16 protein-coding genes are annotated in these 14,193 nt (G+C 35.1%); 1 reads left to right on the top strand and 15 read right to left on the bottom strand.

Annotation, left to right across the window (positions count from 1 at the left end; genetic code table 11):
• Positions 1-249: 249 nt before the first annotated feature.
• The 15 genes from ABH968_RS06400 to ABH968_RS06330 all read right to left on the bottom strand — a co-directional run bounded on the left by ABH968_RS06400 (position 250) and on the right by ABH968_RS06330 (position 13,380).
• Positions 250-1,041 carry a helix-turn-helix domain-containing protein gene (locus ABH968_RS06400; RefSeq protein ID WP_370043185.1) on the bottom strand — a complete coding sequence of 264 codons (792 nt, stop codon included), beginning with the start codon at positions 1,039-1,041 and terminating at the stop codon, positions 250-252.
• A 406-nt stretch (positions 1,042-1,447) separates the two neighbouring features.
• Positions 1,448-1,708, bottom strand: a complete 261-nt coding sequence (locus ABH968_RS06395) for a YfzA family protein (RefSeq protein ID WP_370043184.1) — start codon at positions 1,706-1,708, stop codon at positions 1,448-1,450.
• Positions 1,709-1,780: 72 nt separating this feature from the next.
• Positions 1,781-2,275, bottom strand: a complete 495-nt coding sequence (locus ABH968_RS06390; RefSeq protein ID WP_370043183.1) for a small multi-drug export protein — start codon at positions 2,273-2,275, stop codon at positions 1,781-1,783.
• Between the two features lie 1,159 nt (positions 2,276-3,434).
• Positions 3,435-4,031, bottom strand: coding sequence for a YpjP family protein (locus ABH968_RS06385; protein WP_370043182.1), 597 nt, complete (start codon positions 4,029-4,031; stop codon positions 3,435-3,437).
• A 624-nt stretch (positions 4,032-4,655) separates the two neighbouring features.
• Positions 4,656-4,994 carry a hypothetical protein gene (locus ABH968_RS06380; protein ID WP_370043181.1) on the bottom strand — a complete coding sequence of 113 codons (339 nt, stop codon included), beginning with the start codon at positions 4,992-4,994 and terminating at the stop codon, positions 4,656-4,658.
• A gap of 205 nt (positions 4,995-5,199) precedes the next feature.
• Positions 5,200-5,937 (bottom strand): hypothetical protein, encoded by a 738-nt coding sequence (locus ABH968_RS06375; RefSeq protein ID WP_370043180.1) that lies wholly within the window; start codon positions 5,935-5,937, stop codon positions 5,200-5,202.
• A gap of 475 nt (positions 5,938-6,412) precedes the next feature.
• On the bottom strand, positions 6,413-6,907 hold the full coding sequence (locus ABH968_RS06370; RefSeq protein WP_370043417.1) for a DUF3267 domain-containing protein: 495 nt from the start codon (positions 6,905-6,907) through the stop codon (positions 6,413-6,415).
• Between the two features lie 397 nt (positions 6,908-7,304).
• A complete protein-coding gene (locus tag ABH968_RS06365; RefSeq protein WP_370043179.1) occupies positions 7,305-7,964 on the bottom strand; it encodes an AroM family protein in 660 nt (219 codons plus the stop codon).
• On the bottom strand, positions 7,957-8,259 hold the full coding sequence (locus ABH968_RS06360) for a DUF1177 family protein (RefSeq protein ID WP_370043178.1): 303 nt from the start codon (positions 8,257-8,259) through the stop codon (positions 7,957-7,959). Before ABH968_RS06360 ends, ABH968_RS06365 begins: the two co-directional genes overlap by 8 nt.
• A 921-nt stretch (positions 8,260-9,180) precedes the next feature.
• A complete protein-coding gene (locus tag ABH968_RS06355; protein WP_370043177.1) occupies positions 9,181-9,942 on the bottom strand; it encodes an ANT(4')-I family aminoglycoside nucleotidyltransferase in 762 nt (253 codons plus the stop codon).
• Between the two features lie 244 nt (positions 9,943-10,186).
• A complete protein-coding gene (locus ABH968_RS06350; protein WP_370043176.1) occupies positions 10,187-10,708 on the bottom strand; it encodes a hypothetical protein in 522 nt (173 codons plus the stop codon).
• Between the two features lie 17 nt (positions 10,709-10,725).
• A complete protein-coding gene (locus ABH968_RS06345) occupies positions 10,726-10,857 on the bottom strand; it encodes an ATP-grasp domain-containing protein (protein ID WP_370043416.1) in 132 nt (43 codons plus the stop codon).
• Positions 10,858-11,152: 295 nt separating this feature from the next.
• Entirely contained in the window at positions 11,153-11,977 is an 825-nt protein-coding gene (locus ABH968_RS06340) for a TIGR02452 family protein (protein ID WP_370043175.1), read from the bottom strand.
• Positions 11,978-12,169: 192 nt separating this feature from the next.
• Positions 12,170-12,961 (bottom strand): class I SAM-dependent methyltransferase, encoded by a 792-nt coding sequence (locus ABH968_RS06335; protein ID WP_370043174.1) that lies wholly within the window; start codon positions 12,959-12,961, stop codon positions 12,170-12,172.
• Entirely contained in the window at positions 12,949-13,380 is a 432-nt protein-coding gene (locus ABH968_RS06330) for a BrxA/BrxB family bacilliredoxin (protein WP_370043173.1), read from the bottom strand. Before ABH968_RS06330 ends, ABH968_RS06335 begins: the two co-directional genes overlap by 13 nt.
• A gap of 390 nt (positions 13,381-13,770) precedes the next feature.
• Between ABH968_RS06330 and ABH968_RS06325 the strand changes: the two genes are divergently transcribed.
• The gene (locus tag ABH968_RS06325; protein WP_370043172.1) at positions 13,771-14,175 is read left to right on the top strand and encodes a hypothetical protein; all 405 of its coding nucleotides are present in this window, start codon (positions 13,771-13,773) and stop codon (positions 14,173-14,175) included.
• Positions 14,176-14,193 lie beyond the last annotated feature (18 nt).

Below are 14,193 nucleotides of genomic sequence, written 5' to 3'. Positions count from 1 at the left end.
AAAAAACACTCGCATTTTAAACGAGTGTTTCGTGACTATTAGGATAGTTATTTCGGAGGTGTGTTTTTCTCCCAGTGAATTTGGTGTGATGCATACTCTATCTAATCATGCCTATAAACATTGATATATCAATGCACAAATAATCGTCATAATTTCAAACTATGCAAAGCAAGGCATAAAACAACTTTAATTTTTGGCTAACTGGGGCTTAAAAATGTATATGTTTTGGTTAATTTCATCTGTATTAGTTTAAAAATCATCAAATTTTTTTCTTACTTTCTTTCGAAACTTAAAGCCAAATCGATTAGTATGTACCTCATTCCTGGCAAGAAGTTTATACGCATCTAGGATATTGGACATATGAGTAAAAATATAGATACCGACTGCAATCAACCCTATACAAATCGGATAATAAGGTGTTAAAAAACCAGCGGAAATAATTTTTTTCCTTTCTAATCCAATTGGTAAGAACCCTATTGCAAATAATCCGAATCCTACTATCATAAAAATTGCGTATTTTTTCTTCATACGTTCATATCTAATATTAAGCTCTTGGAGATATTTTTCATCAAACAATAAAGGTTCTTGTTTAAGCACTTTATATTTATCTTCTTCAAAAAAAGATGTTGACGCAAGTAAGCCTATTCCTATGGTTGCAAAAATAATCGTTGGTACTAAATAAGTTGATGGGTCTTGTTTAAAAATAAAATAAGGGATAAAGGCTAAAGCAACAAAAAATAAACCCATTGAGAAATATTTAGCAGATTTACGAACAGAGAGTAAAAAACCTTCTGCCATTTCTTTGCTAACATAATATCCTGACTCTTTATCATTGCTAGGTTCGACAGAGTCCTTTAACAGATAATCCATCGAAACACCAAAAATATTTCCAATCATAAGAAGTCTTTCAGTTTCAGGATACCCTTGACCATTTTCCCACTTGCTAACGGCTTGTCTCGTCGTGTTTAATCTTTCGGCTAAAGCTTCTTGAGAAAGCCCATTTTCCTTTCTCAATTTAAAGAGTTTTTCACCAAATTCCACTTGCTTTGAACTCCTTCCATTTGTTATTTTTTTATTAGTAATGTTAGAATTTGATTTTTTATTTCCTATTTTGTATTACGTATAAGTAACAAATGATAAAAAAACCACTACCTTCATTCAGCTGAATATTTAGTTAGAAGTAGTAAAAATACTTCAACGACTGTTACAAAGGGAACTTTATGCTTTTTATCACTGAATATAGATTGTTAAGTTGCATCCCTTCATTATTTTTCCTTACATCAAATGGAATATGATCACATCTAGTGGGTTATCTTTTAAAAAAAGCAGCAAGTAATGTATATTTATCCAATACACGAATTTTCTGTATTCCATTTTATTCCTATATAAACGATAACATGGGTATCTATTTGTTTCAATTCATTAGATTAGATTTGAAAAAAGCATATCATTTACCAGTGATAACTTTATATGTATCATATAAAGCGATAATTATTATTTGGAGTGCAGCGAAGATTGCAACTATATTGAAAAAGGGATTTTCATAAAAACTTAACCGATCGGTAAAAAGTTCTGTCTGTAATATCCTATTTCCAAAATCACCAAAATTAAAATTAGTAACTACAAATGTACCATCCAAAATTGAAAAGATGAGATTAAGAATTAAGAAGCCACCAAGATTAATTATCCATTTCTTTAATAATCTCATCTTGTTATCCTCTCTTAATAATCTTGATTTATTTCAAAAATAAAAACAAATGTAGTAAACACATTCAAAATATTATTGCATTATATCATAGTTTAAATAGCCTCCTAATACGCCACCAAGGATTCCCCAAATACCTATGCTAACGGAATGCCAGAAGATAACTCTTCTTTTATTTGCGCCAGCGGCTAATGAGGTGAAGGCAGCAATATGGGTGGAAGCGACTAATGGAGCAATAAGTGCAAGTCCTGGAACTCCATATTTATCGTACCTTTCCCTCGCTTTCGTTGCACGATTATGAATAAATCCTTCTTTTGTTGAATTACGATCACGAATTTTTGTCAACAAAGCATTAAAAGGTAAAATAACGAACATGATTGAAATCCAGTTTCCTATCATACTAATAATTACTGCTAAAATAATCGGGATCCCGATGAGAGAACCGACTACAGCCGCACCAGGAGATTCTACAAACGGAATGAAAGATATAACGAATACACCCAAATACTGTAAAAGCAAATCTAATTCAGATAATTGACTGACAAACTCTTGTACCATTTGACGAAACATGTAGTAACTCTCCTTTTTTAAAGAACGTTCCTTTTACTTTTCCAAGGTGTGTTCACTATTTTTTTCTAATTCGAGACATGCCATATATAATAGCAATAAATACGAGGCCTACAAATACGAATATATTTGTTATTGGCTCATTAACTCTTGGGATTGAGTCCTGAAAAATCTTTAAAAAAATTAATACCACTATGGTAAAAATAATTCCGATAATAGATACTTGTTTCATTGTTTCTCCTCTCTGATTGCATTCTGATCATTTATTTAATTATTCACTTTTTAAAATTTCTTTTTAATATGATCTCCTTTCTTAATTACTATCTAAATTTTAGAAAAACATTGCTCTTACTTCTACAATGCTGCAGTTGCACTTTGTCAACTTATGGTTGCAATCATGTTAAACAGTGTATTTTGTATAGAAATTCCCCACCAACCTTGAACATATAAAAAACTTAACTCAACGAAAAATTATATCCGTTTAAACCGTTATTAGGTTTCTACAAACTACAAGAATTGGATAAAACTACTTATCAACGAATTTATTAACGTAACAAGCACATGCTATTTTTTCAATCGCCATTAATGCAGTTATTGAAGAAGAAATACTTCATCGGAATAAATTTAGAGGTATAAGCTTGCCTTCTGCTTGGAACAAAGAAGCTGAGTTATCAGTACTCACATCAAACCAACAAAGCACAATTTTACATTACGCGAAAGAGTATGAGGATGAAACGTATTATTCAATTTTACTTTTGCTTTCTTATGCAGGAATGTGAAAAGGTGGAGCGCTAGGTCTTCAGTGGGGAGATATTGACTTTGAAGAAAAGTTACTAGCATTCGGGAAAAATTAGAAGATGAGGATTATGTGTTTTTCTCGTGGAAAGTATGATACCTATGCCGTTAACAACGCTATACGAAGGATTTAATAGGATTTTCAACGTGCCGAGCTAAAAGAGTGTACAATTCATTCTATTGGGCACTCACATGAAACTATATAAATGAATGACGGTGTACCAGTAAAAGCAATTACTGAACGATTAAGCAACACCGGAAATGATTCATACAACATACGGACATTTATTGAGAGAAATGGCAGATAAAATTATCAACATTGAAAATGGGGCTAATCTTTAACAGATAGCCCCTAAACCCTTATATATCAGGATAACCATTTCGGAGGTGTGTTTTTCTCCCAATAAATATCCCCTAAATTGTTATGTGCCATAAAGTCGTCCTCGGCACTATGGTAGTGGAAGTTGTAATAATAGCCATCCTGTGGTCTTTTTTCTGTGCGGACATGGAAGCGAATTAAATCCATGCCGGATTCATTGTTAGTAATATTGAAAATTTTTTCGCCGTAGTTGCCACTTGGCTTTTCTGAAATTGTTAACGATGCTAATGATGTATCGTCTAAGCTTGCTACTGTCATCGCAATGGCTTCCTCCATTTTCGGGAAGATAATGGAGTCAAATTCATTGCTAATTTTCGGGCCGATTTTTGTGCCGAATTTTATATAGGATTGCTCTTTCGCAGCGTCAACGAGCAATGTACTATAGTCGACCGGGTCTTCTTGTATTTCTGTCTCTATCGGAAGAGCAGCCGCTTCTGCAGTGCTTGTCCCAGGCGATGGTCCGATAGAAGCACGATTTGATGGATTTTGATCAAATGCTTCCCATATCTCATGTGTTGGCGTAATTAATCCAAAAGTTAAAAACGCAACCATAATGACGATACTTTTTTGAACCCATTTCTTCATTAATTAACACCTTCTCTTTATGTACAAATTGGTAATTCTATTACTTATATATACGCATAAGCCTATAAAAGGTTTCATATTTCTATAATTCATTGTACAATATTTATGTATAAAGTAAAAACTTCACATCTTGTGAAAACGTTTGTATGACCATCATCCTGTTGCCCCAAACTAATCGGGCATTTACTGACAGTATGCGGGTTAAATGTGTCGTTTTTTTAAAAGGAGGTACAAAACATGGAAATAACAATGGGTATTGGTCTTTTATTAATGTTAGGCTACTTATCATCTTTATGCTTCACGGACTAATAAAATTATTTTGTAAAGAGCACTATATAATTCCCACAAAGCCTACTACATCAATTTCTGTAGGCTTTTTACTTTTTATCAACAATGCATATAAACACTTTAAATAACATTATTGGGGCTGATTTTGGGCTAATTTGGGCTAAATTCAGGACTAATTATTAACGCTTTGGTGGGCATGTTTGTATGAATGACTATATACCTAGATTGGGGCTACTGCTTCAATCTTTTTTGGTTGGTCCATTATAAGAAAAGTTTACTTACAAAAAAAATAGCACTGTTTGGCACAGTGCATTTCTAGGTACATTAGATAACCCTTCACAGATAATTGTGGGAGGTAACTTTATTTTCAAAATAACTACAGTTAGCACAAAGATAATCTTTATTTATAAATATAGCACTGTTCATATTTGACCAAGGAATATGTTCAGAACATCTTTCGCATTTATCTACATATTTATCACGTAAAATACCATTCTCTAAAAAGACATACCATTGTTTATCCGATAAACTTTCAGGTCCATTTTTTATGACAAGCAACGATATTTCTAACGCTTCACCATCGTCAAATCTATTCTCGATAATTAGTTCTTTCAAATATGAAATAAATTTAGATGATTCTCTTAATATTCTCTGTTTAAGCTGGTCTCTTTGCATAAAACCTCTCCTTTTTCCATCTACTTCAATTCGACAAAAGGAAAGGATTCCCTTCCAATTTTAATAATAAAAATAAAGCTGCTAAGCCCAAGACATCGATAAACATCCTATCCGCATGTCAACAAACCATAAAAAATAGCCCCCTTATCAAATAAATAAGAGAACTATATATAATTCATAATTTATCACTTATCTTCAACTGACTTTAATAGATTGGCTTTAAAATACCTACGGGAAGCCAAATACATTGTTCGTCATTTGCTTCCAAGTTATCCTTTACACATAGATAAGCATTAATTGAATCACTCACTGAATAAACAATGCTTCCTTTTTGCATGACTTTTTCAGTTTTAGAATCTATTAATGGATAGGATTTCGCTTCGGTATCTTCTGTTACCTCATAACGTACACCTGTTTTTCTAAATTTTGTATCAGCTACTTTCATATCTGAACCAGGATAATACTTTTCACACTTTAGCCCTTCCCCATCGCTCTTGCAATATTTCAACATTTGATCACCATTCATATCCATTATTGAAGAATCGCGCCATTCAGTGAATATTTTCCCGTATCCTCCGCTATCACGATTAATATTAATATAAGTTGGATATGGATAGAAGGATGAACGAATTTTCATCGGAACTTCTTTAAAAACTACCAGATTGGTTGCTTGTACCCGATATTGCCCCATTTGATAAAATGTTTTGCCATCATATTTTTCAATATCATACGTTCTAAAGTAATTATTTCGCTTCACCACTAGCGAATCAAATGAACCATCTTCATTTTTCTTGTATACCTTGATGTCTTTTGTAAAGGTCATTTTTCCTGTTTGGTCTTTATATACATCTGCTCCATCATACCTTACGATAGCCTCTGATTTTGTTGGATTTACTACTGCAAATACAAATGCTGCTAGTAACACAATAAATAATTTTTTCATTATTCTCCTCCTACACAGTTTTTTAGAAAACATAATATCTTAGTATTATATACTAATAACCTAATATTCTACCAACGGATGTTAAAAACCCAACAAAAGTAGAGTGTTTTTCCATTACATAATTTCACCCATCTACCATCCTACCCAATTCGCTAAATTATATGGTCTATTACTTATTGATTGTGGAAGACCATCACGTTGTTCTAACCAATTATAGAAAGGTACAGGACGCTCTCTATGCACTTCGTCCTCCACAGATGATGTTTTTTTCGGCTGACTATTCTGCTAATTGCCAAGTAAGCAGAATACTGTAACGGCGTAATGGGAACTACTGCTCAACTTTCAGAAATAGATATCATCTATATGATGTAGGAAAGAGAAAAGACCGATTGCTTAATCGGTCCTTTCACTTCCGAATATTGTAAGTTTAAACTAACGCCTTTAGTTTAAACGTATTTGAGTAACCCTTTTAATACTATTTCACTCGATAATAACCTCTGCAAAAAACTGAGTTCTTCGGTTTAATTGCAATTAAAAATATATTAATGATATCTGCGGAGGAGATCAATGAGTTTATCCAACTTACAAATAATATAATTGATTTGATATTTCCTGATACATAGAACGACATAATGCCAGGAACTACCGATAATACAATAAAAGGCAAGCTCATAAAGATCAAAAATCTCGTTTTCGATTGGATTGCATTTGTATTTAGCCAAAAAAATATTCCGCTAAATGTTAAGCTAATATCACCTTTTTTATTTATGACAAAAATGTGTAGACATTCGTGAACGATGAAGACAAAGATACCTATTATAACGAGAGGAAATATATTAATATGAGTGAACCCTGTTCCAAAGAAATAGGGTATTAGAAAAATAATAATCTGAAGTAGATATACAAACTTCATATAATGTTTTCGATACCAATTATTCTGTATGAAAGGAGTCCATTTTGACAAATCCATACTTTTCTGTGGTAAGTGTCGAAACCAAATTATCATAATTGTTCCCTTCCCTCATCATTAAATCCACAAACATTGATGTAAAACTTCACAAATTTACTATGTTTATTTTAACATAAAATACCATAAAATATCCGAAAGATTCAATTAAATATTTCTTGACTCAAAATTGCGCAGACCTGCTCAAATTTGCTCTCAGCTAGAACTTTGAATTTCTGACTCACTTTTTTACAAAGAAAGTCCGCGAGCTTCCGTGCTTTTCTACTTTATAATGGCTAAGTCCCTATCTTTATGACGAACCGGATAGGAAAAAGCGAATGATTTCGACAAAATGATAAAGACTGTAGACTAAATTTATCTAAAGCATCTACAGTCTGGAACACTTCGACCTAATCTTGCTTTATAAGTATTCAAGTACAATCCTTGCTACTAAAGTACGCGGCAAAATTGTTAAAATACCACTCTCTTTTCGAACCAGCTGCCTATGTTCTTCATCGTATCCCATACAATCCAAAATAATTAAATCCACTCGGTAATCTTTAAGATAACGAGCTGCTTCTTCAAAGTTGCCATAATCATATGGTGAGGCAACAGCAACTGTAATATCATCCGAAACATTTTTCCACTTTTTTAGCATGCTTCTCCTTTGTTCTTCTAGCGGGATAATTAAACCTATCTTCGGTTGATCGGCCATTGCACTAATAGCTTGTGTTAAGATTCGAGAAGAATAAAAAATGGGCTTTCCACATGTTAAAGTCGGCAAATCATCTGTGCATAATACGACGACCATATCAACCTCTTGTTCTAACTTTGATAATTCATCTTGTAATAATGGTAGTAGTTTTCTTCTGTCCATTATGATCGATCTGCCATCACGTAATCGCGAAATACATGTGTTCTTTTCTTTTCTCGCTATAACTGTTAGTAATTGCGCTTCTTTTAAGGAGTCCAATGCTCCTCTTTCCACAATTTCAATATCTTTATTAAATATTTCTTTAAATGTGGGTGTAATGTCTGAACGAGGCGATTGTCCATTAGTCAAAAAACCGACTTTATTCATTCGTAGTCACCCCTAAAGTTTGTAGGTGTGTCATTGAACCGTATAATTTATTCAAAAGCATAAATTCATCTTCATCATAAAACTTAGCAGTGCCTCTTCCGAATTCCTTCGCCACTTCAACACTTGAACCCGGAATGATAATTTTCACAAAGTCTGTTGTACCTCGCTCACCTTGTACAGTTTGATAGGAGGCTTCTACACCTTCATATTCCACAAATAGTTGTACCACTTTTTCACCATTCACTTTTGGATGATCTAATACATCTAACATCAATAATGTCTGCTTTAGCGCCATATCCATTCCTCCACAATTTTTCTCTATTATTTTGGGTTGACGGCTTTTATGTAGTATCTTCTCTATTGCAAAAAGTACAATTGTTCAGAAATTAAAGAATTCAGCAATGTTATTTTTACCACTTTGATCAATCGATACCTTCCAATTCAATACATGTCACATTACTAATATCTATAACATCACATATCAGCAGAAGGCACTGCTTTTGAATATGATATTAGGTGTTATTAACAATATTAAAGATTACGAGCCATGGCAGCGAATTCGTTTTCGATATTTGCAATATGACAATATTGCAAATAGTCTGCAAATCGATTGTTAAAATATTAATAAACATTGTTACATAAGTTCAAATACATTGGAACATTTATCTGAAAAATAATCAAAAAGAACTAGATCAGATACGATGACTGAGAATTCATTACATAAAAAAAAGAGTAAACAAAGTCTGTCTACAGTCTGATGGCTCTTCTATAAGTCTGTTCTATGGTTCTTTTCGTCGTTTTGAGGGTTCTTTCCGTCACATTGGCTTATCTTTCCGTCGCTTCTGAAACATCCTATCTTCATTTCCCAGTAAATTAGACAAGGGGCAGCCTCGCTTTTGCGAAGCCACCCCTTTAGTATTTAATAGGTAACATTTTTCGTAAATTGTAAAGTCTCAACCCAATCATCTGGGGAATAATATTATATTGAAACGTATATGTTTCATCACCGCGGTAAAATTCCACTGTGTGCCTTCTAACTTAAGCAACGCAAACCCAACCTTCTTTTGCGTCCTTGCAGCCCCAAAGCATGCGCCAGTGTGAATAAGTATCTACAAAAACAAAAAGCAGAATTCCAGATTACGTAAATATGCCACCTATAATAGCACGATTTATATTATACTATAAAGTTTTTAAAAAGTAAACATTTTATTTTAAGTTACCACGGTATAACAGTTGAACATTCAATATTATATCCATGTTGAGCAGACCATTTTAGTAAAGAATCCCAATAGTTCTCGCAGATCTCAAAAATTTGTTGTGGGTCAGAGAGATTTCCGGACATCACCAACTCGCATAGAACCTCATATCCCTCGGGCTTATTTGTAAACGACAATGCTTCCGGTAATACTTGAGCAGAAGTTGTGAAGAATTGTTTATTGTGTAGTCCTAAAATCATCGCACCTGCTGTAGCAATTTCCATCGCCAAAATCGGTAAAAATGTTTGAGGACCTTGTACTTCAATATTTCTCATTTTGCCAATATACTCGTACATTTCTTCTACTAAAGTTCGACAGATCGCTTCTTTAAATATCGAGCTATCTACTGAGTTAGCTTTTGCTTTTAATTCAGAGAAAAAATCCTTCGGGTCATAAATAGGTAAAATGTTGAAAAATTGCCCATGCGTCAGTGGCCATCTTTCGTCAACTGTAGTCGCTTCTTCGATAATATCTTCTGCGCTGTCAAAATTCACTTCTGCCTTCCAATCTCCGGCTGTCCATTCATAGCAAAAGTCTTCATCTAAAGCGTTTAAAATACATTTTATTTCTATATCTGAAAATGGTCCATCTGTTTTTCGGGCTAATGAACCGTAAATCCCAATTGCTTGTACCTTCGAACCATATCTCTCCAAAACTTGGTTTGCAATGGAATGAGCAATTTCCATTCTTTCTTCTCTCGTTACTTTTTTCGGACCAATCATATTTATCTCTCCTTGTGAATGAATTATATCAATTATGCCTCGGCATAATTGCGTCCGGAATCGGCTTTGTGCTTGCACAAAGAACTCCTTTTTGATTCCGTGACATCCGCCGTAGGCTTTAACTTTTTTCAGCGGGTGTATGGACACTCGCTGAAAAAAGTTAATTGAGGTATATAATTGGCCGTGGAGGACCACGAGCTTAACGAGGAATTTTGTCTGCTGTCATGTGCAAAATCACCTTTCCTTAATTAACATTCTGCTTTCTTTTTTCCAACAAATCAGAAATTTCGCCTATATCCATTTCAAACATAACCGAGTCATGTAATAGAGGCGCAAAATAATAGGTAACTTTTTCTTTCCCGTATTCTTTCTCTAACCGCAACCACTTTTCAGTTGGTAGCAAACAAAAAGCCAACGTATCTCCGCCAAGTGAATCCATGTACCAACGAATTTGATATTTCGGAGCAATAAAGTCCTGTACAGCTTTCAAAGTTGTATCCCTATCCGTTCTTTCTTCATCATACGGGATTGCTTTCTTCACTTCATCTTTTATCAAGAAAATATCAACACACCTTGGCTTATCATTTTCAACTAGTTCAACATTTATTTTATCTTCTTCAAGTAAGTATTCGTTAAAATATTCCGAGATCGATTCGTCAAAATCTTTCCAATCCACCCAAACTAATGCTTCGCTATCCCAAAAGCTTTCTTCTTCCGCTGATGGATTTTTCAAAAACAGCTCGATTTTCCCCTCTATTTGATTCATACACATCCCCTGAAATTTCATTGTTCAAAGATTTTCAATTTTAATGATTTGTAAATTTTTTCTATCTCAACTGCATTTTCTGGCAATCCTGACACTTGCCCATCCCCAACCTCAATAATAAGCCATCTATCATCAACGGTTTTCCCTATATCGATGGAGAAAAAGTTACTGTTTAACTGATGGTCAGCTACCTCATAATCTCTATGTATGCGAGAACCAGTAATTGGCTCTGTTATGCTGTATCCTGAACCGCTAATCAGAACAACGTTTTCATCTTGATCCCATCCACACGCAATTACACCAGATGCAGGGATTACTGTTTCATGACCCCACGGACTAGGGGTTTCATAAGTTCCATTGACTGTGCCTTTTTTAATAAATCAAGTTCAAATGATGTTCTTATTTCTTTTTTCAGATCGCCATATCCTTCTTTTGCTTATTAAATTATTCTAATATATTAGTAAATGCACTAATGCAGCTGTGATTTTTAGAAGTGTCTAATACGGCAAACCTAATCTCTGTGAACAATTGTCCAAAGCCTTCATCCTCTAAAAGCTCACGCCACCATGCAGCAATTTTTTGTGGATCATTTCGAAAGACACCACAGCCATATGCTCCTAAAATTAGATGCTTGTCTCCTTTATATGCGAATAGCGCTAATGCTAATCGCATTCGATCTTTCATTACACGTTCTGCTTCCTGACTATCTTCTCCCTTCTCCAAAGCCTGACCGTAGTTCACAGCAGGTAAGGTTAGCACCGAGGCAGTCACTGGCTGTTTCATCAGAGCAAAGCGCTCATCACGGAAAAAGACTACATCTGGAGAGTAGATTGCATAATTCGTATACATCATCGATCGATTCGAACGATTTGCCTTATAATAGCCCTCGTTACAAAGCTGCGTTTTATATAACCCGCTGGAAGCTGCCAAGCTTTCCTCCTGAGCCATAGCCCCCTTTAAAAATCCACCACCAGGATTTTTTGCACTCGCAAAGTTTAACACCCCAATTTTCTCTTTTCCTGTTGCAGCAAAGTCAATAATTGCTTTTACCGTTGCTTCATTTCCCAAGGAATATACAGGTTGTTGTTGCAGTTTAGGAAGATTAAGATATTCTTTGACAATATCTTTCCCCTGTTTCGGGTCAATCAACTCACTATTCTTCTCCGAAAATTTCTGTGCTTCCGCAAAATCTATTTGCTCATTGCCATATATATAATAGCCTTGCTCCTGAATTCGCAATGTCTCCTGGGCAATTTCTTTTCGATTCATTGTTAGTGCTCCTTTTTATAGAAATTTCGTTTGTCTTGGAATCAATTCTATTCTTCTCTTTAAAAAGGAATAGATATCGCTCAATTAATTAACTATCCAATACTGTTTCATATTACCATATTTTGAATTTTAGATAAAAAAAATAGAGGCCCGTTCACAATGAACAAACCTCTTGAAAACACAATATTTACTTCATTTAACATCCAGAACACCATAATGAAACTTCGCAGTTGTTCTTGTTAATTGCTGAAAATGATAGTTGGCAAACCATTCTGAGCGAAAATGAGCCTTTAACACTACCCGTTTGCTTGCCACTCGTTTTGCCTCATTTACCCATTCTTCCGATAATGTCACATGTTCTCCAGCTAAGCGTAATGCTTCAAAATTATTAGCTTCTTCAATAACTTCTTCAAACATCGGATCCATATATACGACATCAAACGAATTGTCAGGCAAAGTCCTTAAATAACTAGTCGCCTCAGCCTGCACCACTTCAATTTGGCGCATACATGCAGTTAACGGTAGCTCTGTCGTTTCGTAGGATTGCATCCCCTGCTTAACAATAAATGCCACATTCGGATTCGCTTCTAGCCCAACAACTCGCCCCGCTTCGCCAACTGTATAAGCCGCCAACATAGCATCCGCTGCAAGTCCCAATGTACAATCAAGCACCGAATTTCCTTTTTCAAGCTGTGCCGCTTCTAAAAACGGCTCCGTTTCCCCACGAGCAACACGCTTTAAGCGAAACGCTGCTGAATTCGGATGGAAGAAAAACGGCTCATTCGCACCAAAAGCATAATACTCAAATCGATTCTTCCCAGCAACGATCACATGCGCATTCAATTCCTGTGAAATCTTCCGAACAGAACGCTTTTTTCGTGGCTCAAACGAAGCATCTAATTGTTCACACGCAAAAGCAGCGAGCGCCAACGATAAATCGTCTGGTCTGCCCGCTGTCGTAACAATGGTCTTTACTTCTCGCATGTTTGCTCTAAAACACCTGTTAAATGTGTAACGATTTGCTCCACAGGGAAGCCTTCAATCTGTTCACGTGGAATAAAGTATGCCAATTCCCCATCCTTTAAAATCGCCATTGATGGTGAACTTGGTGGCACATCCTCAAAAAAGCCACGCATCGCAACAGTCGCTTCAGGATCCTGACCCGCAAAAACAGTCACAAGATGATCCGGCTTCACCGCCTCCACTGCCTCACGAGCAGCCGGACGCGCCAACCCAGCCGCACAACCACAAACCGAGTTAATCACAACCAACGAAGTCCCCTTCGCCTCCGCCATAAACTCATTCACCGCATCAGCCGTCGTAAGCTCCTTAAATCCAGCCTCCACTAACTCCTCGCGCATCGGCTTCACTACCTGTCTCATATATTCATCGTAAGCGTTCATGCTTTTACCCTCTTTCATATGTATTCGCAAATGTTATTATAGCAAGGTTTCTCACGAATGTACAAAGACTTGCCTTTTGCCTGATTTCATGCGTTTTCGGGGGAAATGTGACTTTTTCGTGATTTTGGTGACTTTTTTGTGTAACGGATGGTGGATTTATTTAGGGTCGTTACACACCTAAAAAATGGGTTTTATTTAGCGCATAGACTCAAAACGTTTGTTCGCGATAAAATCGAACTAGTTTTATTACTTTATCAAAAGGTATTTTTTGCCGATTATAATTTCTAAATAAACAGGTACTTAGTTTTATTTTAATTATGTACTTTTTCCACAAATACACTTAAAATGGAAAATGATTAATAATTTTAGCTATTTAGGAGAAAGATTTAAATGAAAAAAATCGTAGCAATAATTGCAATTGTTTTAGTAGCAATTGTAGCAATTCCTTATTTAATATTAGTTTCACGATATGAACATTCAGAAACCTTTGATGATTTTCCCATACCTAGAGGAGTAGAGTCATTTGGAGAAGAAAGAAACTCCGATGGTGAAAATACTTTAAATATAATGGGTTTCAACTGGTCAGATCATAGTAATGTTCCAAAAGATTATAAATTATTTATAAAATTAAATGGTTGGAAAGAAGAAGAGATTGAGGAAGAATACGATGGCACGCTTAGGTATTCCTATACAAAGGGTAATTCATTAGTTGAACTTGCTTGTATTGAAGAACAATATGTTATTACTTTATCAATAGGAGAATTAAATAGATTTAAGGACCAAGATGGCAATTAAGCTATCTTGGTCTCTTTC

The sequence above is a fragment of the Lysinibacillus sp. RC79 genome, from assembly GCF_041262405.1.
Classification (GTDB): domain Bacteria; phylum Bacillota; class Bacilli; order Bacillales_A; family Planococcaceae; genus Lysinibacillus.
Note: the sequence above shows the minus strand (reverse complement) of the source record. Positions and strands in the feature narration are given on the sequence as shown.

Excerpts from the sequence above, each read along its gene's own strand:
- ABH968_RS06395 (WP_370043184.1), bottom strand. The coding sequence starts at position 1,708 with ATGAGATTATTAAAGAAATGGATAATTAATCTTGGTGGCTTCTTAATT.
- ABH968_RS06390 (WP_370043183.1), bottom strand. The coding sequence starts at position 2,275 with ATGTTTCGTCAAATGGTACAAGAGTTTGTCAGTCAATTATCTGAATTA.
- ABH968_RS06385 (WP_370043182.1), bottom strand. The coding sequence starts at position 4,031 with ATGAAGAAATGGGTTCAAAAAAGTATCGTCATTATGGTTGCGTTTTTA.
- ABH968_RS06380 (WP_370043181.1), bottom strand. The coding sequence starts at position 4,994 with ATGCAAAGAGACCAGCTTAAACAGAGAATATTAAGAGAATCATCTAAA.
- ABH968_RS06375 (WP_370043180.1), bottom strand. The coding sequence starts at position 5,937 with ATGAAAAAATTATTTATTGTGTTACTAGCAGCATTTGTATTTGCAGTA.
- ABH968_RS06370 (WP_370043417.1), bottom strand. The coding sequence starts at position 6,907 with ATGGATTTGTCAAAATGGACTCCTTTCATACAGAATAATTGGTATCGA.
- ABH968_RS06365 (WP_370043179.1), bottom strand. The coding sequence starts at position 7,964 with ATGAATAAAGTCGGTTTTTTGACTAATGGACAATCGCCTCGTTCAGAC.
- ABH968_RS06360 (WP_370043178.1), bottom strand. The coding sequence starts at position 8,259 with ATGGCGCTAAAGCAGACATTATTGATGTTAGATGTATTAGATCATCCA.
- ABH968_RS06355 (WP_370043177.1), bottom strand. The coding sequence starts at position 9,942 with ATGATTGGTCCGAAAAAAGTAACGAGAGAAGAAAGAATGGAAATTGCT.
- ABH968_RS06350 (WP_370043176.1), bottom strand. The coding sequence starts at position 10,708 with ATGAATCAAATAGAGGGGAAAATCGAGCTGTTTTTGAAAAATCCATCA.
- ABH968_RS06340 (WP_370043175.1), bottom strand. The coding sequence starts at position 11,977 with ATGAATCGAAAAGAAATTGCCCAGGAGACATTGCGAATTCAGGAGCAA.
- ABH968_RS06335 (WP_370043174.1), bottom strand. The coding sequence starts at position 12,961 with ATGCGAGAAGTAAAGACCATTGTTACGACAGCGGGCAGACCAGACGAT.
- ABH968_RS06330 (WP_370043173.1), bottom strand. The coding sequence starts at position 13,380 with ATGAACGCTTACGATGAATATATGAGACAGGTAGTGAAGCCGATGCGC.
- ABH968_RS06325 (WP_370043172.1), top strand. The coding sequence starts at position 13,771 with ATGAAAAAAATCGTAGCAATAATTGCAATTGTTTTAGTAGCAATTGTA.